Source organism: Arthrobacter sp. B055-34 (genome assembly GCF_059090425.1).
Window position 1 is genome coordinate 462,158 of record NZ_JBNHFQ010000003.1, and the last position, 21,610, is coordinate 483,767.

The 21,610-nt window shown below is 65.9% G+C and carries 21 protein-coding genes and 1 pseudogene; 6 read left to right on the forward strand and 16 right to left on the reverse strand.

What is annotated here, in order from left to right:
* Positions 1 to 100: 100 nt before the first annotated feature.
* A complete protein-coding gene (locus tag AC5RWO_RS08155) occupies positions 101 to 967 on the reverse strand; it encodes a methylenetetrahydrofolate reductase (RefSeq protein ID WP_498730803.1) in 867 nt (288 codons plus the stop codon).
* Between the two features lie 140 nt (positions 968 to 1,107).
* On the opposite strand from AC5RWO_RS08155, the gene AC5RWO_RS08160 reads away from it, so the two are divergent.
* Positions 1,108 to 1,536, forward strand: coding sequence for a very short patch repair endonuclease (locus tag AC5RWO_RS08160; RefSeq protein ID WP_498730804.1), 429 nt, complete (start codon positions 1,108 to 1,110; stop codon positions 1,534 to 1,536).
* Between the two features lie 35 nt (positions 1,537 to 1,571).
* On the opposite strand, the gene AC5RWO_RS08165 is transcribed toward AC5RWO_RS08160, so the two are convergent.
* The 6 genes from AC5RWO_RS08165 to AC5RWO_RS08190 all read right to left on the reverse strand — a co-directional run bounded on the left by AC5RWO_RS08165 (position 1,572) and on the right by AC5RWO_RS08190 (position 7,591).
* The gene (locus AC5RWO_RS08165) at positions 1,572 to 2,525 is read right to left on the reverse strand and encodes a sugar kinase (RefSeq protein ID WP_498730806.1); all 954 of its coding nucleotides are present in this window, start codon (positions 2,523 to 2,525) and stop codon (positions 1,572 to 1,574) included.
* Positions 2,526 to 2,527: 2 nt separating this feature from the next.
* On the reverse strand, positions 2,528 to 3,187 hold the full coding sequence (locus tag AC5RWO_RS08170) for a bifunctional 4-hydroxy-2-oxoglutarate aldolase/2-dehydro-3-deoxy-phosphogluconate aldolase (RefSeq protein ID WP_498730808.1): 660 nt from the start codon (positions 3,185 to 3,187) through the stop codon (positions 2,528 to 2,530).
* Positions 3,187 to 4,332 (reverse strand): galactonate dehydratase, encoded by a 1,146-nt coding sequence (gene dgoD, locus AC5RWO_RS08175; RefSeq protein ID WP_498730809.1) that lies wholly within the window; start codon positions 4,330 to 4,332, stop codon positions 3,187 to 3,189. Before dgoD ends, AC5RWO_RS08170 begins: the two co-directional genes overlap by 1 nt.
* A gap of 23 nt (positions 4,333 to 4,355) precedes the next feature.
* Positions 4,356 to 5,270, reverse strand: coding sequence for a carbohydrate ABC transporter permease (locus AC5RWO_RS08180; RefSeq protein WP_498637464.1), 915 nt, complete (start codon positions 5,268 to 5,270; stop codon positions 4,356 to 4,358).
* Entirely contained in the window at positions 5,270 to 6,223 is a 954-nt protein-coding gene (locus AC5RWO_RS08185) for a carbohydrate ABC transporter permease (RefSeq protein WP_498730811.1), read from the reverse strand. The genes AC5RWO_RS08180 and AC5RWO_RS08185 overlap by 1 nt, the downstream gene beginning before the upstream one ends.
* A gap of 78 nt (positions 6,224 to 6,301) precedes the next feature.
* Positions 6,302 to 7,591 (reverse strand): ABC transporter substrate-binding protein, encoded by a 1,290-nt coding sequence (locus AC5RWO_RS08190; RefSeq protein WP_498730812.1) that lies wholly within the window; start codon positions 7,589 to 7,591, stop codon positions 6,302 to 6,304.
* 159 nt (positions 7,592 to 7,750) lie between these two features.
* Between AC5RWO_RS08190 and AC5RWO_RS08195 the strand changes: the two genes are divergently transcribed.
* Entirely contained in the window at positions 7,751 to 8,566 is an 816-nt protein-coding gene (locus tag AC5RWO_RS08195; RefSeq protein WP_498730814.1) for a FadR/GntR family transcriptional regulator, read from the forward strand.
* A gap of 113 nt (positions 8,567 to 8,679) precedes the next feature.
* Here AC5RWO_RS08195 and AC5RWO_RS08200 read toward each other — a convergent pair whose 3' ends face one another.
* The 3 genes from AC5RWO_RS08200 to speB all read right to left on the reverse strand — a co-directional run bounded on the left by AC5RWO_RS08200 (position 8,680) and on the right by speB (position 12,310).
* Positions 8,680 to 9,357 carry a hypothetical protein gene (locus AC5RWO_RS08200; RefSeq protein ID WP_498730816.1) on the reverse strand — a complete coding sequence of 226 codons (678 nt, stop codon included), beginning with the start codon at positions 9,355 to 9,357 and terminating at the stop codon, positions 8,680 to 8,682.
* Between the two features lie 114 nt (positions 9,358 to 9,471).
* On the reverse strand, positions 9,472 to 11,187 hold the full coding sequence (locus tag AC5RWO_RS08205; RefSeq protein WP_498730817.1) for a thiamine pyrophosphate-binding protein: 1,716 nt from the start codon (positions 11,185 to 11,187) through the stop codon (positions 9,472 to 9,474).
* Between the two features lies 1 nt (position 11,188).
* Complete coding sequence (gene speB / locus AC5RWO_RS08210) at positions 11,189 to 12,310, reverse strand: agmatinase (RefSeq protein WP_498730819.1); 1,122 nt, start codon at positions 12,308 to 12,310, stop codon at positions 11,189 to 11,191.
* A 164-nt stretch (positions 12,311 to 12,474) separates the two neighbouring features.
* On the opposite strand from speB, the gene AC5RWO_RS08215 reads away from it, so the two are divergent.
* Positions 12,475 to 12,705, forward strand: coding sequence for a hypothetical protein (locus tag AC5RWO_RS08215; RefSeq protein ID WP_498730820.1), 231 nt, complete (start codon positions 12,475 to 12,477; stop codon positions 12,703 to 12,705).
* A 77-nt stretch (positions 12,706 to 12,782) separates the two neighbouring features.
* Positions 12,783 to 13,426, forward strand: a pseudogene (locus AC5RWO_RS08220) (MDR/zinc-dependent alcohol dehydrogenase-like family protein).
* Between the two features lie 22 nt (positions 13,427 to 13,448).
* On the opposite strand, the gene AC5RWO_RS08225 reads toward AC5RWO_RS08220, so the two are convergent.
* Entirely contained in the window at positions 13,449 to 14,024 is a 576-nt protein-coding gene (locus AC5RWO_RS08225; protein WP_498730821.1) for a helix-turn-helix domain-containing protein, read from the reverse strand.
* A 150-nt stretch (positions 14,025 to 14,174) separates the two neighbouring features.
* Between AC5RWO_RS08225 and AC5RWO_RS08230 the strand changes: the two genes are divergently transcribed.
* Positions 14,175 to 15,698, forward strand: a complete 1,524-nt coding sequence (locus AC5RWO_RS08230; RefSeq protein ID WP_498730822.1) for a sodium:solute symporter family protein — start codon at positions 14,175 to 14,177, stop codon at positions 15,696 to 15,698.
* A 41-nt stretch (positions 15,699 to 15,739) separates the two neighbouring features.
* On the opposite strand, the gene AC5RWO_RS08235 is transcribed toward AC5RWO_RS08230, so the two are convergent.
* Positions 15,740 to 16,090: a DUF202 domain-containing protein gene (locus AC5RWO_RS08235; RefSeq protein ID WP_074699694.1), complete on the reverse strand. Its 351-nt coding sequence runs from the start codon at positions 16,088 to 16,090 to the stop codon at positions 15,740 to 15,742.
* A gap of 2 nt (positions 16,091 to 16,092) precedes the next feature.
* Positions 16,093 to 16,500, reverse strand: a complete 408-nt coding sequence (locus AC5RWO_RS08240) for a YidH family protein (protein ID WP_498730824.1) — start codon at positions 16,498 to 16,500, stop codon at positions 16,093 to 16,095.
* 379 nt (positions 16,501 to 16,879) lie between these two features.
* Here AC5RWO_RS08240 and AC5RWO_RS08245 point away from each other — a divergent pair, with 379 nt between their 5' ends.
* Complete coding sequence (locus tag AC5RWO_RS08245; RefSeq protein ID WP_498730825.1) at positions 16,880 to 17,995, forward strand: VIT1/CCC1 transporter family protein; 1,116 nt, start codon at positions 16,880 to 16,882, stop codon at positions 17,993 to 17,995.
* 40 nt (positions 17,996 to 18,035) lie between these two features.
* Here AC5RWO_RS08245 and AC5RWO_RS08250 read toward each other — a convergent pair whose 3' ends face one another.
* The 3 genes from AC5RWO_RS08250 to AC5RWO_RS08260 all read right to left on the reverse strand — a co-directional run bounded on the left by AC5RWO_RS08250 (position 18,036) and on the right by AC5RWO_RS08260 (position 21,520).
* The gene (locus AC5RWO_RS08250) at positions 18,036 to 19,193 is read right to left on the reverse strand and encodes an LOG family protein (RefSeq protein ID WP_498730826.1); all 1,158 of its coding nucleotides are present in this window, start codon (positions 19,191 to 19,193) and stop codon (positions 18,036 to 18,038) included.
* 93 nt (positions 19,194 to 19,286) lie between these two features.
* Positions 19,287 to 20,897 carry an MDR family MFS transporter gene (locus tag AC5RWO_RS08255; RefSeq protein ID WP_498730828.1) on the reverse strand — a complete coding sequence of 537 codons (1,611 nt, stop codon included), beginning with the start codon at positions 20,895 to 20,897 and terminating at the stop codon, positions 19,287 to 19,289.
* Positions 20,894 to 21,520 carry a TetR/AcrR family transcriptional regulator gene (locus tag AC5RWO_RS08260; protein WP_498730829.1) on the reverse strand — a complete coding sequence of 209 codons (627 nt, stop codon included), beginning with the start codon at positions 21,518 to 21,520 and terminating at the stop codon, positions 20,894 to 20,896. The genes AC5RWO_RS08255 and AC5RWO_RS08260 overlap by 4 nt, the downstream gene beginning before the upstream one ends.
* Positions 21,521 to 21,610 lie beyond the last annotated feature (90 nt).

The following is a 21,610-nucleotide window of genomic DNA, read 5'->3' on the forward strand; positions in this document are numbered from 1 at the left end:
CCTGGAACATCATCCTGGCTCCGCCGGTGAATACTCCGAAGTACGACGACGGGTGGCGGGCCAGGTGCCCGCCACCCGTTGCGTTCATCCCTCGGCGCGTTCATCCGCCGGCGCGGAACTCGCGGACCCACTCCGCCGTAGTCTTCAGCCCGCCGAAGGTGTAGAAGTGCAGCAGGATCCGGCCGTGCTCGGCCTCGTTGTGACGCTGCGCGAATTCCTTAATGATCTTATCCGGGCCCGCCGTGCCGAGCAGGTTCGTCAGCGAGAATCCGTACTTGTGCACAATCCCTGCGGAGGAAGCGACTCCGAAACGGCGCGCATAGTTGAGCAGCCGCTTGACGCCGGCAGGCCCGGGCACGCCGATCTCTGCCGGGGCCTGCACACCGCGCCTTCGCAGTTCCGACAGCCAGGCGAAAACCGGGTCGGCGTCGAACCCGAACTGCGTGATGATCGAGCACTCCAGACCCAGTTCCTGCAGCGCCGCATACTTGTCCGCGAGTGCCTGCCACAGCACCTCGTCGCTAATGTCGGGATGCCCCTCCGGGTAGCCGCTGATGCTCACGCGCTTGAAACCATATTTACCCAGTAGCCCGGTCCGGATGAGAGCGAGGGAGTCCTCATAGGGTCCTTCGGGCTGGGCGGGGTCACCGCCGACCACAAACACGTCCTCAGGGGCCGCCTCCGTTGCCAACGCGTCGAGGAACCCCTCCAGCTCCGCCTGCGAGGCCAGCCTGCGCGCAGAGATGTGGGGAACCGGGACGAAGCCCAGCCGCTTGACGGCAGCCGCCGCGCCCACCCGCATCGGCAGGTCCTCGTTGCCCAGGAAGGTCACCGAGATCCGGGTGCCCGGCGGGATGAAAGCGGCAGCCTCTTCCAGCGCCGGCACATCCTTGCCGGTCATCTCCAGGGAGAAGTCCTCAAGCAGCGAGCGCACGGCGTCGGGATTTGTGGGACTGGAGTTGGCCATAGCGTTCCTTCTTCCGTCAGATCTCGCCGAAGACCGCGGGTGCCGGCGACAGTGCTTCGATTCTATCGCTCAATAACTATCTGCATAGGGGTTTGTGGACTCCATTGGGCCGGCCTTGTCCCGCAGCTTAAAATGGGTGCATGGCCGATTCGCTCACCCCCGAGCAGCGCAGCGCCAACATGTCCAGGATCCGCGGCAAGAACACCAAACCGGAACTCATTGTCCGCCGGTTGCTGCATGCCAGGGGTTATCGGTACCGGCTGCACGGCTCCGCCGCTGGGGCCAAGCTTCCCGGGCGGCCGGACCTGGTCTTTTCGGGCCGCCGCAAGGTCATTTTCGTCAATGGCTGCTTCTGGCATGCGCACAACTGCAAGGTAGGCCAGCACGAGCCCAAGTCCAATACGGAGTTCTGGCAGGCCAAGCGGTCCCGGACCGCAGCCCGGGACGCGGCGCAGCGTCAGGAACTGTCCGCGGCAGGCTGGGACGTGCTGACCGTGTGGGAGTGCGAGTTCAAGAAGTCCAGCGACCTGGGCAGTCTGGAAGAACGGCTCATCGGGTTCCTGGGCTAGATGCGGTACTCCTGCCAGCCAGTCCGGCAGCCTTTTCACCTCACCGTGGTCCCGGCCTGCTGTTCCCACAGCCGCAGTTCCGCACGCGTGGGCAGCGCCTCCCAGTCCCCCGGATAGCCGACGGCGAACGCGCCCAGAATCGCTCCGCGTTCCAGCCGCGCCTGCACATCGAGCCCGTCCAACAGGCCCGACAGGTAGCCGGCGGTGAAGGCATCCCCGGCTCCGACAGTGTCCCGTACGACGACTTGGTGGGCCGCCACATGATGCGGTTGCCCATCGATCCAGCCCGTGGCGCCGTCCGCCCCGCGTTTGATGATGACCTGATCCACACCCACGGCAGCCAACGCGGCGGCAGCCGCGGCCTCGCCGTCATGAGCTTCGGGGACCGCGAGCGCCAGTTCGTCCTCGGAGGCAATGACGACGTCGGCGCACGCGGCGATGGCAGGCAGCGTTTCGGCCGCCTGCTCCGCCGTCCAGAGTTTGGCGCGGAAGTTGACGTCGAAGGAGACCAGGATGCCGGCATCCCGCGCAGCCTGGACGGCCCACAGCACCGCCTCGGCGGCACTGGCCGACAGTGCAGGCGTGATGCCGGTCAAGTGGAGGATCCGGGTGCCGGCTGCCACGGCGGGACGGATTAGGTCAACGGTCAAGGCGGAACCGGCAGAGCCCGCCCGGTAGTACTGCACGCGGGCCAGCTCCGCCGTCCGCTGCTCGAGCAGCATCAGTCCCGTGGGCCGGTGCTCATCATGGCTGACCGCATCCGTCAGCACGCCTTCGGCGCGCAGCTGCCGCAGTGCGAAGGCACCGATCTCGTCCTGCCCCAAGCGCCCGGCCCAGCGTGTGGTGTGTCCCAGCCGGGACAGACCGATGGCTACGTTGGATTCCGCACCGGCCAGGCACAGCTGTGCGCTGCCGCCCATCCGCAACAGGCCGGTGTGGCGGAACGAGCCCATGGATTCGCCGAAAGTCAGGACATCAACAGGCTCCACCGTCAGCCCCGGGAGTCCGCGGCCAGCTGCAGGTAGGCGCGCGCCCGGCTGCGCAGTTCCGCCAAGTCTCCGCCGGACGCGGCATCGCCGACCAGCGGGCCGCCGACACCGACGGCGAGCGCGCCGCGCCGCCAGTATTCCACCGCTTCGGCTTGCCCCACGCCGCCGATGGCGATGAACGGGATGTCCGGGAACGGATCGCGCACTGCCTTGAGGTACTCCGGGCCGCCGGCCGAGGCGGGGAAGAGCTTGATGGCGGAGGCGCCAAGTTCCATGCCCCGGTAGCACTCGCTCGGGGTGAAGGCACCGGCGATGACCGGGACGCCGCGTTCGGCCGCTTCAGCGACGGACGGCGCAAGCGACGGGGTCAGGATGAACTTCGCCCCGGCGCCCAGGACCGCCGCGACGTCGTCAACGGTCAAGACCGTTCCGGCACCAATGACGGCATCCGGACCGGCGTGCTCGCACACGGTCTCGATCACCCGCTGGGCATCCGGAGTGGTGATCGCGACTTCCAGGTATTTGACCCCCTCCTCCACCAAGGCGAGGGCCGCGGCAATGGAGGCATCGGCGTCGTTCCCGCGGATGACGGCCAGCAGCCGGGCCTCGCGCAGTCCGGCGACCAGGTCATCAGGTTTCAAAGGGGTCGGTTGCATCATCATCACCATTCCGCGTGGGAGCCGTCGGCGTGGCGCCACAGCGGCGAGCGCCACTGGTGCTCCAGCTTGTCGGCCACCCGCACCGCGTTTTCGTCGATCTCGATACCCAGGCCGGGTCCGGTCAGCCGTTCAATATGCCCGTCCACGAACTTCAGCGGCGTCTTGTCCAGCACGTAGTCCAGCACCTCGGCGCCCTGGTTGTAGTGGATGCCGATACTCTGCTCCTGGATCAGGAAATTGGGCGTGGCGAAGCCGACCTGCAGGCAGGCGGCCAGCGCCAGCGGGCCGAGCGGGCAGTGCGGGGCGAGCTGGACATCGAAGACCTCAGCCAGGGAGGCAATCCGGCGGACTTCGGAAATGCCGCCGGCATGGCTAAGATCCGGCTGGGCGACGGCGATGCCGGCCTGCAGCACGGGCAGGAATTCCTGCCGGGAGTACAGCCGTTCCCCCGTGGAGACCGGGATGGTCGTGGAGCGGGTCAGCTCGCCGATCAGGTGTGAGTTTTCGGGCACCACGGGTTCTTCCAGGAAGAACGGGCGCAGCGGTTCCAGCAGCGGCGCCACCCGGCGGGTGTTGGCCAGGGTGAAGCGGCCGTGGAAATCCACCGCCACGTCCCGGTGCTCCCCCAAGACTTCCCGGGCCGCCGCCACGCGCGCGACCACGCCGTCGATCTCCGCCACGGTGCCCAGCCTGCCCATTTTGCCCGAGGCGTTCATTTTGACCGCGGTCAGTCCGGCGTCGAGCTGCTCGAGGATGTGGTCCTTGACCTCGTTGGGGTCATCGCCGCCCACCCAACCGTAGACGCGGATACGGTCCCGCACGTGGCCGCCCAGCAGCTGGTGCACCGGCACGTCGAGGTGCTTGCCGGCAATGTCCCACAGCGCCTGGTCGATCCCGGAGACAGCACTGGCCAGGATGGGGCCGCCACGGTAGAAACCGGCTTTGGTCATCACCTGCCAGTGGTCTTCGATCCGCAGCGGATCCGACTGCAGCAGCACCTCCGCAAACTGCGCGACGGCGGTCCGCACGGTCTCCGAGTGGCCCTCACAGGTGGCCTCGCCCCAGCCCACAATGCCGGTGTCCGTCTCGACCCGGACAAAGAGCCATCGCGGCGGCACCAGGAAAGTCTCAACCTTGACGATGCGCATCGGCCGCGCTCCCATCCCCTTGCCTATCCCTTGGTGGCGCCGGCGGTCAGGCCGGAAACGATGTACTTCTGCGTGAACAGGGCGATGATCATGATCGGAATCGTCACCACCGTGGCCGCGGCCATCAGGCCACCCCAGTCGATGGAGGCGTAGGAAACGAAGTTGAAGATGGCCACGGGCAGTGTCTTGGTGTTGGCCCCGGACAGCACCAAGGCGAACATGAAGTTGTTCCACGAAAAGATGAAGGACAGGATGCCGGCGGTGGCAATGCCCGCCACGGACAGCGGCAGCGTGATCCGGGTGAACGCGCCGATCGGCGTCAGCCCGTCCACCTGCGCCGCCTCCTCCAGTTCCAGCGGCATCGAGTCGAAGTAGCTCATCATGATGTAGACAATCAGCGGCAGGGCAACGAACATGTGCGAGAGGATCAGCACCTCGTACCCGCCGACCATCCGCAGGTTCGAGAACACGTAGTACCAGGGCACCAGCAGCGAGACACCCGGGATGATGCGCGCCATCAGCACCACCAGCGCGGACCGGCGCATCGCGAACCGGCTCATCGAGTAGGCTGCCGGAATCCCGATGATCAGGGACAGCGCGGTGGACACGAAGGCCACCCAGAAGCTGTTGAAGATGAAGGTGAAGTAGTTGTTCCGGCCCAGGACGTTGTCGTAGTTTTCCCACGTGGGGCTGAAGATGACCGCCTTGGACGCGTCGTAGATGTCCACATTGGTCTTCAGCGAGGCCAGCAGCATCCACACCAGCGGCGCCAGGAAGGTCAGCACAATCGCCACCAGCGCCACCACCCGGAACCACTTGTAGGCGCGGGTACGGATCGGCTTACGACGGCGGGCGGCCGGCTTCGCGGCGCCGGTTCCGTTGCCCGAACCATCGGCTGCCGTAGTTGCGTTGCGTTGGGTATCTGTCAGGGCGTTCATTACTTGCTCCCCTTCCGGCGGAAGGTCACGAGCCACATGCAGGCCACGATGATCATGAAGAACAGGATCAGCACGGCCGAGGCCACTCCGTAGTCCATGTAGTCGAAGCTGAGGCCGTAGGCGTAGATGTTCAGCGTTTCCACTTCGTTGAAGGAACCACCGCCCTTGCCCTTGGTGGCATAAAGGATGTCGAAGGTCTTCAGCGCGTCGATCCCGCGCAGCAGCACCGCCACGATCACGGTGGGCATCATCAGCGGCAGCGTCACGTACCAGAACCGCTGCCAGGCGGTAGCGCCGTCGATCCGCGCGGCCTCGTCCGGTTCATCGGACAGGGACGTCAGCCCGGCCAGCAGGATCAGCACCACCATCGGCGTCCACTGCCACACATCCACAAAGAGCAGCGTGGTCAGTGCCGTCTCCGGGCTGGAGAGCCAGGGCTGGCCGGGCAGGCCGAAGAATCCCAGCAGTTGGTTGGCGAACCCGATGTTCGGGTCCAGGATCAGCCGCCACATCATGCCCACTGCCACGGGGGTTGCCACCAGCGGCAGCAGGATCACCACGCGGACAAACCTTTCGCCCTTGAACGGCCGCCAGAGCAGCAGCGCGATGCACATGCCCAGCACCATCTGGATGGCCAGCGCGCCGATGGTGAAGTAGAAGGTGCGCCCGACGGCGGGCCAGAACCGCTGCGTATCGGTCAGGACTTCCGCGTAGTTCTCGAGCCCGATGAAGTCGGATTCGGCACGGACGGAGCCGGAGGCATCCGTCAGGCTCAGGTAGAGGGTCCAGGCCAGCGGGAAGACAATCAGGATGCCCACGAAGACCATCGCCGGGGCGGCGAAAAGCCATTTGCGGTGGTCGTTGGCCCAGTCCGAGTAGGTCTGCCAGCCGGTCTTTTTCGGCCCCTTGGCGGCGGGCCCGCGCTGCGTGGTGTCAGTGGATAGTGCAGTCATCTCTCACCCTGGGTTGGAGTGGTGGGAGAACGACGGCGGTGCGTTGCCGCCGTCGTTCTCCGTCAGCCTTTGGTTCGGCTACTTTTCGTCTTCGAGGAAGGCCTCGAACGACGTGTTGGCGGTTTCCGCGGCCTTGGCCGCATCCGCGCCGGTGATGGCGGCAACGATCGGATCGCCGACGATTTCGCGGGCCTCGGCTACCGAGACCACCAGCGGGCGGTCATAGCCAACCCCGTTCTCGGCGCTGACCGCAATGGCCTCCGCGAGGTCCTTCGGGTAGGTGGAGATGCCTTCCGGGTCCTCCCAGACGGACGAACGCGGTCCGGGCACGCCGGCCTTCTGGACCTCGAGCGTCTTTTCCTTGCTGGTGGCCCACTCAATGAACTTCCACGCGTTGTCCTGGTTGGCCGAGGCCTCGTTGATCGCCAGACCCCAGGAGGGAACGTTGTACGGCTTGGATCCTGCCGGGCCCTCGGGCATGGGCGCGAAGCCGACCGTGTCCGCCACCTTGGAGTCCGCGGGATCGGTGGCGTTCTTGTAGAGGCTGTCCGCCTCGGTGTAGAACGCGGCGCCGCCCTGGGTGAAGATGGCCATGGCCTCGGGCCAGCTCATGTCCGTGCTGACGTTCTCCGGCCCGTACTCGCGGATCATCCGGCCGTAATAGTCGTAGGCCTCTTTGGCCTCGGGAGTGCCGATGGCCGACTTGCCGGAATCGTCAATGAAGTCCCCGCCGAAGGAATACAGGTACGAGGAGAACTGCGTGACTGCCGCGGACCGGCCTGTCCGGGCGACGAAGCCCGCCGTGTCCGGGTTCTCTTCCTTGATCTGCTTGGCTGCGGCTTCCAGCTCTTCGAGGGTCTTGGGGACCTCAATGCCGGCCTTTTCCAGCAGGTCCTTGCGGTAGTAGAGCACCTCGCGCTCGGTGATCAGCGGCACGCCCACCACCTTGTCCTCGAAGGTGGTGGCCTCGACCGGACCGGACTGGAAGTCCGACCAGTCCCATTCCGCGTTGCCCTCGACCCGCTCGGTGAGATCGGCCAGGTACCCGTTCTGCGCGAAGAGCTTGCCCTCCTGCAGCGGCCGGTACATCATCACGTCGATCTCGTCCGTGCCGGCGTTGAGCTTCACGTTGTACTGGTCCGAGAGCTGGTCTTCGCCCAACTGGGTGAGCTGGACCTTGAGGCCGGTCTCCGCTTCGAATTCCGGAATTGCTTCCTTAATGATGTCTGTCCACACATGGTTGGCCAGAGTCACCCGCACGGTACTGGAAGCTTCTTCGCTGCCCCCGCCTCCGCTGCCGCAAGCTGTGAGCCCGAGGGAGAGCAGGGCTGCCACCGCCGTAGCGCGCATTACATTCTGTCGTTTCACGCTGACTCCGTTTCTGGATGGGGCCCTGATCGACTGTGACGGACCCGCAGCAGATGCCTCTTTACATCTGCCGATTACTTGAACAATAGTGACTTAGATCATATTTATTCAAGAGGCATGGTTGAATTAAAAGATGAGTGGCGAAAGGCAGGCGGCACAATGAGCGAGCGCACAGCGATGGCTGACGCGTCGGCAGGGCCGGGCGCGGGCTCGACGCCAGCCGCGTCGCCAGCGTCCTCGCCGACATCGGGTGCCTCCGGCCTGCAGGGGCGCGTGCTGGAACAGCTCGGCATGGCAATCTGCGGGGGAAGCCTGCATCCGGGCGAGGTCCTGCGCAGCGACGCACTGGAAGAGCGCTACCACGTTTCCCGGTCGGTGATCCGGGAGGCACTGGGCATCCTCGGTTCCATGGGCCTGGTCGAATCACGCCGCCGGGTGGGCGTGACCATCCAGCCCGCCACAGCCTGGAACCTCTACGACCCGCTGGTCATCCGCTGGCGCCTGGCCACCAATGGACGGCTGAAGCAGTTGCGCTCGCTCACCGAATTACGCAGCGCCGTCGAACCCCAGGCCGCGCTGCTCGCCGCGCAACGCGCTCCATTGTCGGGCGCCTCGGACCTGGTGGGTCTGGCCGCCAAAATGTGGGCCGCGGGTCAGGCCGGCGACTCCGAAGAGTTCCTGACCCTGGACATCGAGTTCCACCGGCTGGTGCTGCAGAGTTCGGGCAACGAGATGTTCGCCAAGCTCGACTCACTGGTCGCTGAGGTACTCTCCGGCCGGACCCAGTACGGGCTCATGCCGCACCATCCCAGCGACGAGGCCCTGCAACTGCATGCCGACGTCGCCAGCGCGATCCAGCGCCGCAAGCCGGATGAGGCACACTCGGCCATGCTGCACATCATGCAGCAGGCAATCGAGGAAATGAGCAGCCTATGGGCGCAGGATCATCCCGGCGAGCCGCTGCCGGCCGAATAAGAGTGCGGCGCCTCAGCCGGTTGCCCGGGGCCCGCGCCGACCCGGCCCTCACTCGACCAAAAAAGCAGCCCCTCCCGCGTGGGAAGGGCTGCTCGTTCTGGTGGTGCCGACCGCTACTGGGCGGCCCCGTCACCCGAGGTACATTCAACCTGGCCGCTGCCGGAGTTCGTGGCAACGCTCTGGCCGTCCATGATGATTTCGCAGGTCACGGTGCCGCTTTCGGACGTGACGCTGACGGCGCCAATCGGGAGCCCGTTGTAGGAAATCTCTTCCTCCCAGTCCCCGTCGATTTGCTCCTCCACCGGCTGGGCACCGTCGAAGTACACCACGGCTGCAGGCCCTTCCGAGGTCACCTTGTACTGCACGGTGTGGTCACCGACCGCGTTGCTGAAAATCGTGGCGATGACCGCGGTAATGACGATGGCTGCGATCACGCCGAGCGCGCCCAGGACAATGCCGGTGATGGACAGGCCCTTCTTCTGCTTCTTGATCAGCGCGATGATGCCGAAAATGATCGCCAGCGGGCCAAGGATGAAGCTGAGGAAGCCGATACCGGGAATCACACCGAACACAAGGGCGACAATACCGAGCACCAGCGCCGTGATGGCCAGGCCCTTCTTTTCCTGCACCGGCGCCTGGTAGCCGTAGCCGCCCTGGTCCGGGTACTGGCCATATGGTGAATTCTGCTGCGGCGCCTGGCCGTACGGCTGGTTCGACGGGTAGTTCGAGGCCGGCTGGTTTGCGCCTTCCTGCGGCTGGTTCGACGGATTTTCGGGAGACTGGTTAGACAAGGATTCCCCTGAGCTAGGTGCGGGTGATACGGAAGCAGCATCTTCCGCCGCCCCCTCCGGCGAGTCTAACCGAATCGCCGGAAGTCCTCGATGGGGAGTTCTATCCCGCCTCCCTCAGGTTGCCAGGTGCGTCGGGGCGAACATCTTGAGCAAGGTCTCAACAACGACGACGTTGGGTCCGTCCGCAGCGAAGCTCTCCTCGAGGGCCTGGCGGACATTCCCCGGCTCCACCCGACGTGCCGGAACCCCGAAGGCTTCGGCCAGCTTCACGAAGTCCGGCCGAGCGAGCTCGGTGGCGGTGGCCTGCCCGAAGGCGTCCTCCATGTATTCGCGCAGGATGCCGTACCCGCCGTCGTCAACAATCAGCCAGGTAACCGGGAGATTGTGCTGCTTGGCGGTGGCCAGCTCGCTAATGGAGTACATCGCGGAGCCGTCGCCCGAAACCGCCAGCACGCGTGCCGGCAGTCCCTTGCTGGCGAGGCCGACGGCACCGCCGATGGCCCCCGGGAAGCCGAAGCCGAGCCCACCCGCGCCCTGCGCGGAGTGGAACTGACCCTCACGCGAATCCCAGCAGCTCCACGCCCAGTACGCGGAAATTGTCATGTCCCAGAAGGTCTGCATATCATCCGGAACCGCCTCGCGGATGTCGGCCATGAACTGCCGCTCCTTGGCCAGGTCTTGGGCATCGAGGCGAGCCTGCACATTGGCCAGGGTTTCCTTCACCAGCTGTTCCGGGGACTTGCCGTGCCAGTCCGGCGAGAACGCGGGCTCTGACTGCGTCGCGGCCGAGGCGATCAGCGCTTCGGCCAGCGCCTGCAGGGCCTGGCCCGCGTCGGCCCGGATGCCCAAAGCCGGCCGGTTGGATTCGAGCACCCGGGGTTCGGCATCGATCTGGATGATTCGGCCGCGCGGTTCAAAGGTGAAGTAGTTGCTGGTCACCTCGCCCAGCGAGGACCCGACCACCACCAACACGTCTGCGTCTTCCAGGACATCGGTGACGTAGCGGTCCTCCACCCAGGACTGCAGCGACAATTCGTGCCGCCAGGGGAATGCCCCGTTGCCGCCCGGTGAACAGACCACGGGGGCACGCAGCTTTTCCGCAATGGAGCGCAGCCACGGCTCGGCCCTGCCCCGGCGCACCCCGCCGCCGGCGATGATGGCGGGGCGTTCGGCAGAAGCGAGCCACTTCACCGCTTCCTTTACCAGCTCGGTCCGCGGCGGATTGTCGAACGCTTCGGCGAGCGCGTCTTCGACCGGCGGGACCATAATCGGATCCAGCAGGACATTCTGCGGCACTTCCACCCAGACCGGGCCCTGCGGCGAGGAGATGGCCTCGGTCCAGGCGTCCTGGATGGCGGACGGAATGCCGGAGGCGTGCTGGATCAGCCGCTGGCTCTTGGTGACGTTGGCGGCGGAGGCCTTCTGGTCATCGAGCTGGTGCAGCATGCCCTTGCGCCGGGCGCCGAGCCCTTCGAGCGGAATCTGGCTGGCCACCACCACCATCGGCACGCCGGTGGCGTAGGCCTCCTGCAGTCCGGCCAGCGAGGTCAGCGCACCCGGTCCGGTGGAGAGGAAGAGCACGCCGACGTCGCCGGTGGCGCGGGAAAAGCCGTCCGCGGCGAAGGCCGAGTTGTTCTCCACCCGGGAAGAAACAAAGTGCAGGTTGGACCGGCTCAAGGCATCGAAGAGCCCGAGCGCGTGCTGGCCCGGAATGCCGAACACGGTGGTTGCACCCAGGGCGCTCAGGGTTTCGACGACGAGGTCCCCGCCATTGCGGGCCGCAACAAGGGTTTCGCCGGTGCTGGCACCGCCGGTACTGGGTTGCGCCATGTCAGGAGCCTTCCCCGCCGCGCAGCGCCTTGGCGGCCAGCGGATCCCCGTGCGGCGGCGTCTCGCCCCGTGCCTGGGGCCCGCGCCGGTCCGCTCCCCCGCGCGCAACGGAAGCGCCACGCCCAACGGAAGCGCCGCCGTCGTTGTTCTGGCTGTCCGCGGCGTTCGCGGCCATCAGCGTCAACAGATCGTAGGCCACATGGCTGGCAGCGACGCCGGTGATTTCCGCATGGTCGTACGCCGGCGACACTTCCACGACGTCGGCGCCGATGAGGTTCATGCCGCGGAAGCCGCGGATGATCTCCAGCAGTTCGCGGCTGGTCATGCCGCCGGCCTCGGGCGTCCCGGTGCCGGGCGCGTGCGCCGGATCCAGCACGTCGATATCGACCGAAATGTAGAGCGGGCGGTCGCCGATCCTGTCGCGCAGCTTGGCCACCACTTCGCGGACGCCCTGGTAGTAGACGTCGGAACTGGTCACGATGCCGAAGCCGAAACGGTGGTCATCGTCCAGGTCCTTCTTGCCGTAGAGCGGGCCGCGGGTGCCCACGTGCGAGATGGCCTCGGTGTCCAGGATGCCCTCCTCAACCGCGCGGCGGAACGGGGTACCGTGCGTGTACTCGGCGCCGAAGTAGGTGTCCCAGGTGTCCAGGTGTGCGTCGAAGTGGAGCATGGCCACCGGCTGGCCGGCACGCTCGGCGGCGGCGCGCAGCAGTGGCAGGGCGATGGTGTGGTCCCCACCGAGGGTGATGAGCTTGGTGCCGTTTTCGGTCAGATCCAGCGCGTTCTGCTGAATGGTCTCGATCGCCTCGTTGATGTTGAACGGGTTGACCGCCATATCCCCGGCGTCGGCGGCCTGCAGGCTTTCAAATGGGCTCACGTCCCAGGCCGGGTTGTACGGGCGCAGCAGCCGCGAGGCTTCACGGACATGGTTGGCGCCGAAGCGCGCCCCCGGGCGGTAGGAAACCCCGGAATCAAAGGGAACACCGACGACGGCGACATCGGCGTGGGCCACCTGGTCCAGACGCGGGAGGCGGGCGTAGGTGGCGGCGCCGGCAAAGCGCGGAATCCGTGATGAATCGATGGGGCCGAGCTTGCCGTTGGCCTCGACGCGGAGTTCTTCCATGTGGTCTCTCCTGAGAAAAAGTTGCCCAATAAGCATCAAGTGTTTTGAAATAGGCTAATTGTGGTCAGCGTCTCAGTCAAGGCCGGCGTCCTCTGGCCAACAGGAAAGGGGCATGTATAGCCTGACAGAAAGCTGAAGTTGCGGCACCGGCTCAGGAGGCATCATTGCAGGCACTGACGGTTGCACCCGGCGTCAAAGATTCCCTCGCCCTGCGGGATGTGGCGGAACCGGATCCCGGCGACGGTGCGGTCCTTGTCGACGCGCTGTCCGTCGGCCTCTGCGGGACGGACCGGGAGATCATCGCCGCCGAATACGGTTCGGCGCCGGAAGGCTGGGAGCATCTGGTCCTGGGGCATGAGAATCTGGGCCGGGCCCGCGAGGCGGCATGTGCCTGAACCGGCAATATACCGAGCACGGCATTAAGTCATTGGACGGGTTCGCTCGGCAGCAATGGCGGGCCGAGCCGGACGCGATGGTGAAGCTCGACGCCTCCTTGACCGAAGTCGGCGTGCTGCTGGAACCCACCACCATTGTGGCGAAGGCTTGGGAGCAGATCGAACGCATTGGCGCACGCGCCTATTTCGACCCCGAGGTCGTCGCGGTAACCGGCGCGGGACCCGCGGGCCTTCTGGCCGCGCTACTGGGAGTGCAGCGCGGGCTGGAAGTCCACGTCTACGATCTGGTCAACGAAGGGCCCAAGCCGGGCCTGGTGAAGGAACTCGGCGCAGTGTTCCAACGGACCCGCTCCCCGATTCCGGCGTGAAAGCTGATGTGCTTCTCGAATGCACCGGGGTTCCCTCCGTGGTGCTCGACACCATCAGCTGCAGCGCAAACAACGCCATCACCTGCCTCACCGGCGTGTCCGGAACCGGACGACGGACACCGGTCGACCTGGGCCAGCTCAACCGCACCGCGGTGCTGGAGAACGACGTCGTGTTCGGCACGGTCAACGCCAACCGCCGCCACTATCTCCAGGCCGCAGAAGCGCTGGCACAGGCGGACCAGGCCTGGCTCGGACGCCTGATCGCCCGACGGACGCAGCTCGAAGACTTCGCCCAGGCCTTCGAACAACGCGACGACGATGTGAAGGTGGTCATCGACCTGCAGCAGGAGTAGCCGCAGGCCTCGGCCAGCAGAATTACCGCGCGGCGGCCGGGACCAAAGTCCAGGTAACGATGGCTTGCTCGTCCGTCTCGTTGATCCAGCTGTGCGGCTCGCGCCCGGAGAAGGAGATGGTGTCGCCCGCATTGAGTTCGTAGCGTTCGGACGTGAAGATCAGCGTGATCTGACCGGCGATGACATGCAGGACGTCCACTTCGCAGTCCACCGAGTACAGCTCGGATTCGCCCCGCCCGCGGGGCTCAATGACCGCCCGAATGATCTGGAGGCGGCGCTCATGCCGAGCGGTCAGCAGCTCTTCCCTGATGCCCTGGCCGCCGAGGCTGATCCGCGGCCCCTCCCCCGCCCGGGACAAATGCGTTTCCGGCATCAGGAACAAGTCGCCGATGGAGATGCCCAGCACCTGGCACAACGTCACCAGCGAAGCCACCGACGGCGAGGTGAGGTCCCGCTCGACCCGGCTCAGGAAGCCCTTGGTCAAACCGGTGGAGTCCGCGACCTGCTCTATGGTCATGCGCTGTTCCTGCCGCGCCGCCCGGATCCGGGATCCGATCGCCACCGGGGCATTGCTGGGCTCAACAGGCAGTGCTTTCACTGAGCAACTCTTTCTCGCGGCCGGAGAGGGCTACTCCCCCGGATCTTCGAAATATCTTGACGTGTCGGGCACATCACAATTAGCCTAGCACTCAACACTTGTTGCCTAACAGGCAATTTCTTCATTTCCTGCTTCCAGGAGCTTCTTCCCATGGATGGACAATTCATCAACGTCATTATTGTGGTCGCCTACTTGGCCGCAATGCTGCTTTTCGGCTGGTGGGGCAAGTCCCGCACCAAGAACAATAGCGATTATCTCGTGGCCGGCCGCCGACTCGGCGGGCTGCTCTACACAGGCACCATGGCCGCCGTCGTTCTCGGCGGTGCCTCCACCGTCGGCGGCGTGGGTCTCGGCTACACGTTCGGGCTTTCCGGCATGTGGCTGGTGGTGGCCATCGGCACCGGCGTGCTGCTGCTGAGCCTGCTGTTCGCGCCGACCTTGCAGAAACTGAAAATCTACACGGTGGCCCAGATGCTAACCCTGCGCTACGGCGTCAGCGCCACCAAGGTCTCCGGCATCGTCATGCTGGCGTACACCCTGATGCTGTGCGCCACGTCGACTGGCGCCTACGCGACCATCCTGGTGGTGCTCTTCGGCTGGGAACGCTGGCTGGCCATCACCGTGGGCGGCGCCATTGTGCTCATCTACTCCACCATCGGCGGCATGTGGTCCATCACACTGGCGGACATGGCGCAGTTCGTCATCAAGACCATCGGCGTCTTCCTGCTCATGCTGCCGTTCACCTGGAACGCGGCCGGCGGACTGGGCGGGATCCGCGAGCGCGTTGACGCGTCCTTCTTCGACATCGGCGGCATCGGCGCGCAGACCATCATCACCTACTTCGTGGTCTACACCCTGGGCCTGCTGATCGGGCAGGACATCTGGCAGCGCGTTTTCACGGCGCGGACTCCGGGGGTTGCCCGCTGGGGCGGCGCGACCGCCGGCATCTACTGCATCTTCTACGGTGCCGCCGGCGCCCTGATAGGCATGGCGGCCGCCGTCGTCATTCCGGGTCTGGAGAACCAGGACGACGTTTATGCGGACGTCGCGATGAACCTGCTGCCCATCGGCATCGGCGGCATTGTGCTCGCCGCCGCCGTGGCCGCAATGATGTCCACCGCCTCCGGCACGCTGATTGCCGCCGCCACCGTGGCGAAGGCAGACGTGGTGCCCTTTGTCCGCTCCTGGTTCGGCAAGCCGGCCCACCACGAGCACGGAGAAAACCCGGAGCACGATGTGCAGGGCAGCCGCTGGTACGTCCTCGGCCTCGGCGTCCTGGCGATCGTGCTGGCCATCCTGGTGCAGGATGTGGTCGCCGCGCTGACCATCGCCTATGACATCCTGGTCGGCGGATTGCTCATCGCCATTCTCGGCGGCCTGGTGTGGAAGCGCGGAACCGGTCTCGGCGCCGCGGCGTCCATGGCCGCCGGCAGCGTGGTCACCCTGACCACCATGATCATCCTCGAGGTCAACGCGGAAAACCAGTACGACGGCATCTACGCTAACGAGCCGATCTACTATGGCCTGATCGCCTCGTTGTTCGCCTACATAGTGGTATCCCTGGCAACCAAGCCGACCGACCCGGCCGTGCGCGAGGCCTGGGACCTGCGGGTTGCCGGCGCCGTTTCGGAAGAAGTCCCGGTGGAAGGCCCGGAAGACGCCCACAGCCGCTGACCTGCCTTGCTCCTGCTGGACCTGTTGTTCCTGCCCGCTGGCTAGCCGCCCACGGGCAGGAACAACACCGTGTAAATGCCCAGTGCACCCAGGACGAAGACGCTGGCGGAAGTAAAAAGGACACCAACGACGTCGGCATGGACCGTTTCGCTCGCAATGCCGCGGACAGCGCGGTGGTACCGGATTTTCTGGGTGAGGTTGATGGCCAGGGCCGTCACCAGCGTGACGGCTACGAGGATCCCGGCGAACCAGCCATGGTGCGGCATCCAGCGCAGGAAGATCGCGGCGGCAACCACCATGGCCATAGTAGTCCGGCCCCAGGCGAGCGACGTGCGCTCAGGCTGGAGTCCGGCGTCGTTATGTTCGGGTGCGGGACCGCGGCGCAGAGCCATGGTCAGAGGGGCCGCAGGACAACGAAGACCACCAGGATCGCCGCGACAACTGCCCCGCCGACAGCAAGGATGGGCGCGATCAGTGGCAGGGGCAGCGGGGTTTTTTGCCGCATGGCCCGCTCCACGTTCAGCCACCGGAAGAAGGCGCCGGCGCCGATCACCATGGCCAGGACCAGCAGCAGGATGGCCACGGTCTTGCGGACCTCGGTGATGAACAGTTCGGTGGTGAACGCCTCAACGGCGATGCCGCCGGCCAACAGCGCCAGCGAAGTGCGGATCCAGGCCAGGAAGGTGCGCTCGTTGGCCAGCGTAAAACGCGGATCCGGTTCGGTACCGCCGCGCAGCAGCCGGGTGGAGAACTTGTTGCGCCCGGATGCGGGATCCGGGGTAGGAGATGCCGAGGTAGCCACGGCTCCATCCTAACGGCGGCCCGTGTTCATCCCGGCATCGCGGCTCCCCCATGACACTTCCCCGACCTATCCTTCATGAACGCCTGTGTGTGCTGGCTAACCCCCTGGCTCCGGGACCTTCGGGACCCGCCAAGGTATGATGGAGGCTGCGAAGGGGAGTAGCTCCACCGCTTGTCGGGGAATTTCCGGTTTATCGGGAAGCCCTGTCATGGAACGGCGTGGAGGCCTGTCGACATACTGGCCAGCACGATTGGCCCGGCAGTCCACCTGATCCTGCATCAATCCGGCAGGCTTCGGGCGAGCGAGACCTTCGGTCAGTTTGCCGTATAACTGACCGGAGCCATCCCGTCTCCGGTCCATGATCAGGAGCAGCGCCACCATGAGCCCTTCCCGCGAAGGACCCACCCAATCCAGCCAGGCCCCGCCGTCGAGCCGGGACATCAAACTTTGGCGCCGGTATCTGGCCGACGAACGAGCCGAAGCGGCCATCTACCGGGACTTGGCCCGCCGCCGCCACGGCGAAGAACGAGCCATCCTGCTGGAACTGGCCGAAGCCGAGGGCCGGCACGAACAGCACTGGCGCGACCTGCTCGGCGAGCACGCGGACAAACCTGCGCGCCCATCGTTCCGGCGCAGCCTGCTGCGCACCATGGCGCGTTGGTTCGGCTCGGTCTTTGTCATGGCGCTGGCGCAGCGGGCCGAGGGCCGCTCCCCCTACAGCTCCGAACCGGCCGCCACGAATGCGATGGCCGCCGACGAACTGATCCACGAAGAGGTCATCCGGGGCCTCGCAACCCGCGGCCGCGCACGGCTATCCGGCAACTTCCGTGCCGCGGTCTTCGGCGCCAACGACGGACTGGTCTCGAACCTCGCCCTGATCATGGGCATCGGCGCCACCGGCGTCTCCAGCGGCTTCATCCTGTTCAGCGGCATTGCCGGCCTGCTGGCCGGGGCGCTCTCCATGGGCGCCGGCGAGTACGTTTCCGTTCGTTCCCAGCGTGAACTGCTCAGTGCGACAAAACCCACCCAGATCACCCTGACGGCGGCTCCGGACCTGGATCTGAAATCCAACGAACTGGTCCTGGTTTACCGGGCCCGCGGCATGACCCTCGAGGCTGCCGAGCACCGGGCCGCGGAACGGATGGGCTACCTGAACTGCGACTGCGATCCCAGCCTGTCCCTGCACCCCGGAGTTGAGGAGGTCGAGTACCAGGAGATCGGGACCGGCTGGAATGCAGCCATCTCCAGCTTCCTGTTCTTCTCCAGCGGCGCGCTGGTACCGATCCTGCCGTACATTTTCGGCCTGCAGGGCCTGCCGGCCATACTGGTCTCGCTGGTTCTTGTTGGCCTGGCGCTGCTCGTGACCGGAGGAATCGTCGGCCTGCTCTCCGGGGCTTCGCCGTTCAAACGGGCGATGCGGCAGTTGGGCATCGGCTTCGGGGCAGCCTTGGCAACCTACCTTATGGGCCTGCTGTTCGGCACCGGGGTCGCCTGACGCTGTTGCACCTCGGCTGGCGGGGACTGCGCCAGGGGTGCTACGGAAGCGTGAGCTGCACCGCCGCTTCTACCGAATCAACCAGGTGGATGGCCTCTTCCATCGCCCGTCCGCGTGCCAGCGACTGCAGCAGCGGCCATACGGGAAGCTCGTCAGTCCAGTACGAGGCGCCCACCAGGATCATCGGCGAGAGCTGCTCCGGCGTCGCGTAATAGTTTTCGCACGCGTCCTGGAAAATCTCCTGCACTGTTCCGCCGGCGCCGGGCAGGAAAACGATGCCGCCATTGCACCGCTCCAGCAGCACGGCCTCCCGGATGGCATTGGCGAAGTACTTGGCGATGTGCGTGGCGAACAGATTCGGCGGTTCGTGCCCGTAGTGCCAAGTCGGAATGCCAAGATTAACGACGCCGTCGGGGTGCTGTTCGAGGACCCGCGCCGCCGCCCTGGCCCAAGCCGTTACGGAGGGGCGGAAGGAAGGCACTTCGGCCAGCGAGGCCAACGCCTGGGCGAAAGCGCTGTCCTCCGCCGATGACAGGTAAGCCCCGAGATTGGCGGCCTCCATCGCGCCCGGACCGCCTCCGGTCGCCACTGCACACCCGGCATTCGCGAGCTGCCTGCCCAGGCGGGCGGCGTCGTCGTACGTTTTACTCCCGCGCTCCGCAGCGTGCCCGCCCATCACGCCGACCACTTTCCGGCCGTTGAAGCCCGGGCCGTCGAACAACGCATCCATGGCATCGCCGACGGCGTGGTCATGCAGGCTGGCCGCGAGAGTGGCGTCGAGGTTCACCCGGGCAGCCGGCTGCGTGGACCAGGCGTAGATGAGCGCGTCAGGCGTCGCCTCGTACTCTGCGGCGGCCAGGCCATCGAACAGCTCGGAGGGCGTATACACCGCGGCCCGGTAGGCATCGAACGGGATACCGGGAAGAACGGGGAACAGCAGCGCGCCGCGGGCACGCAGCCACTCCTCCACCCCGGGCTCGAAGTCGCAGCCGAGGAAGATCGCGCCGGAGGGATCCAGGTCCCGCAGCACACTGGTCCGCTCCCGCAGGTCCACCGACTGGAAGTGCCACCCGTTCAAGGATTGCCCGGCCCCGGCCCGCAGCGTCTTCGCGCCCTCCGCCACGAGCCGGTCGAACTGCTCGAGGGTCTCGATTTCGAGGACCCGCGGCTCTTTATGCAGTGCAGGTGATGCGCCCATGGAGCAAGCTTAGTCATCGGGCCCCGGCTGCGGACCGCCGGCCGGACCGTCAGCGGTGAATCAGCCGCGGTTCAGCCGTGCTTCAGCCGTGGTTCAGCGTCGGCTGGGCTCGGCCTGCCGGGCCGCCCCGCCGTCGTCGTCAGCTGTGATCAGTACGTTGCCCTCCGCGAGCGCCTCCGGCATCACATCCGGCTCCAGCGAGGTGGCCAGCGGCTTCTCCTTGATGAACAGGCACAGCACGGCGGCAGCCAGGGCCAGCGGGAACATGAAGGCGAACAGCGGCATCAGCGCCTCGTTGTAGGACTCGACGATCTGCGTCTGGATGGCCTCGGGCAGGCCGTGGACCATTTCCGGGGTCAGCGAGTTGCCACCACCGGTGGCGGCAACGGCATCAGCCGGCAGCCGTTCGGTCAGGAAACCCACCAGCCGCGAGGCGAAGAGACTACCAACGACGGCGGAACCGAGCGTGGCGCCGATCTGGCGGAAAAAGTTGTTGGCCGCCGTCGCCGTTCCCACCTGCCGCGCGGGGAACGAGTTCTGCACTATGAGCACGAGGATCTGCATGTTCAGGCCCAGCCCCAGGCCCAGCAGGCCAAGGTTCAGGCAGATATGCCAGACGGCGGTATCGGCGTGGACCAGCCCCATGAGCACTAGGGCGACCGCGAGGATGGCCGAACCGACAATGGGCATCCACTTGTAGCGGCCGGTCTTGGACACCAGCGAGCCCGAGATCACGGAGGCGGCCAGCAGCGCACCCATCATCGGGATCATCAGCAGACCGGCCTCGGTGGCGGTGGCCCCGGTAGCCATCTGCAGATACGTAGGCATGTAGCCGATGGCGCCGAACATCGCCACCGAAACCAGCAGGCCGGAAATGGTGGTCAGGTTGAAGTTGAGGTCCCGGAACAGCTCCATGGGGATGATCGGTTCCGCGGTGCGGCGCTCCACCAGAACAAAGAGGAACGCGGCCAGCACCGTGCCGGCGATCAGGGAGATGATGATCGGATCGGACCAGTCGTAGGTGCTGCCGCCCCAGCTGCTGACCAGCACTAGTCCGGTGGTGGCGGCGGCCATCAGCAGGATGCCCCAGATATCGAGTTTGGGCCGGCTGGTCTTGGGCGGTGTCTTGAGGAAGAAGATCGCGCCCAACAGGGCCAGCACAGCAACCGGCACGTTGAACCAGAAGGTCCAGCGCCAGCCCGGTCCCTCGGTCAGCCAGCCGCCGATCAGCGGGCCCACCACGGAGGAAAAGGCGAAGACGCCGCCCATCCAGCCCATGTACTTGCCGCGCTCGCGGGCGGGCACCACGTCCGCGATGATGGCCTGCGAGAGGATCATCAGACCACCGCCGCCCAGGCCCTGGACGATGCGGGCGGCGATGAGCCAGGTCATGTCGAGGGCCAGCGCGCCGATGATGGACCCGGCCAGGAAGACGAGGATCGCCCCGATGAGCAGGGACTTGCGGCCGATCAGATCGCCGAGCTTGCCGTAGATCGGCATCATGATGGTGGAGGCCAGGATGTAGCCGGTAATCACCCACAACATCAGGTTGGCGCCGTTGAGTTCGCCGACGATGGTTGGCAGCGCTGTGCCCAGGATGGTCTGGTTCAGGGCGGCAAGCAGCATGGCCATCACCAGGGCCACAAAGACCAGCGCCAGTTTGCCGTGCTGCGCGCCGCTTTCGACAGTTGCGGGTTTGCTCACAGAAGTTCCTTCAGGATGTTGCGCATCAGTTCCATGCCCTGGTCGAGGGCCTCGGACTGCGATTCGCGGGTGGGGTGGGAAATGGTTTTTTGGATGGCAAAGCGAAGCCCCGCTCCGGCGACGAGGACCAGCATCTTGGCGACGTCCTCTACGTTGTAGCCGGCCGGGGCGGTGGCCCATCTGCTCGACTGGGCGAGCCGTTCGGCGACGGCATCGGTGACGAGCTGCTCCACCTTGACGACGTACTGGAACCGGCGGTGCATCAGCTGCGGATACCGGCAGATGACCTCGCGGCACCGGTTGCCGTTCTCGTCGGCGCCGCCGTGGATGGTCCGGGTGACGGCGTGCATCAGATGGCTCACGCTTGCCAGCAGGTCCCCGTCAACGTCGAAGTCCGCCAGCATGGACTCGTCCACGAAGGGTTCCTGCAGCCCAAGGACGGCGTCTTCCTTGGAAGCGAAGTAGTTGAAAAAGGTGCGAGGGGAAACGCCCGCATCCGCGGCGACGGCGTCCACGGTCACGCATTCCAGGCCTTTGTCCAGGGCTGTACCGGATGCGGACAGGTGCAGTGCGGCCCAGGTTTCGGCGCGCTTGCGGTCCCGCAGGGAAAGTAGTTGACTCACCGAACCATTATTGCAGTCGCTGCAAAAATACACAACTGCAAAGTTTCAGGAGTGCAGAAGGTCACGTTGGCCGGTTAAACAGCAGCGGCG

What these genes read in the sequence shown, in the direction of transcription:
- speB (WP_498730819.1), bottom strand. Translation starts at nt 12,310, where the DNA reads ATGGAAGAACTCCGCGTCGAGGCCAACGGCAAGCTCGGCCCCATCGAT.
- AC5RWO_RS08160 (WP_498730804.1), top strand. Translation starts at nt 1,108, where the DNA reads ATGGCCGATTCGCTCACCCCCGAGCAGCGCAGCGCCAACATGTCCAGG.
- dgoD (WP_498730809.1), bottom strand. Translation starts at nt 4,332, where the DNA reads ATGCGCATCGTCAAGGTTGAGACTTTCCTGGTGCCGCCGCGATGGCTC.
- AC5RWO_RS08250 (WP_498730826.1), bottom strand. Translation starts at nt 19,193, where the DNA reads ATGGGCGCATCACCTGCACTGCATAAAGAGCCGCGGGTCCTCGAAATC.
- AC5RWO_RS08205 (WP_498730817.1), bottom strand. Translation starts at nt 11,187, where the DNA reads ATGGCGCAACCCAGTACCGGCGGTGCCAGCACCGGCGAAACCCTTGTT.
- AC5RWO_RS08180 (WP_498637464.1), bottom strand. Translation starts at nt 5,270, where the DNA reads ATGAACGCCCTGACAGATACCCAACGCAACGCAACTACGGCAGCCGAT.
- AC5RWO_RS08235 (WP_074699694.1), bottom strand. Translation starts at nt 16,090, where the DNA reads ATGGCTCTGCGCCGCGGTCCCGCACCCGAACATAACGACGCCGGACTC.
- AC5RWO_RS08230 (WP_498730822.1), top strand. Translation starts at nt 14,175, where the DNA reads ATGGATGGACAATTCATCAACGTCATTATTGTGGTCGCCTACTTGGCC.
- AC5RWO_RS08185 (WP_498730811.1), bottom strand. Translation starts at nt 6,223, where the DNA reads ATGACTGCACTATCCACTGACACCACGCAGCGCGGGCCCGCCGCCAAG.
- AC5RWO_RS08245 (WP_498730825.1), top strand. Translation starts at nt 16,880, where the DNA reads ATGAGCCCTTCCCGCGAAGGACCCACCCAATCCAGCCAGGCCCCGCCG.
- AC5RWO_RS08195 (WP_498730814.1), top strand. Translation starts at nt 7,751, where the DNA reads ATGAGCGAGCGCACAGCGATGGCTGACGCGTCGGCAGGGCCGGGCGCG.
- AC5RWO_RS08155 (WP_498730803.1), bottom strand. Translation starts at nt 967, where the DNA reads ATGGCCAACTCCAGTCCCACAAATCCCGACGCCGTGCGCTCGCTGCTT.
- AC5RWO_RS08170 (WP_498730808.1), bottom strand. Translation starts at nt 3,187, where the DNA reads ATGATGATGCAACCGACCCCTTTGAAACCTGATGACCTGGTCGCCGGA.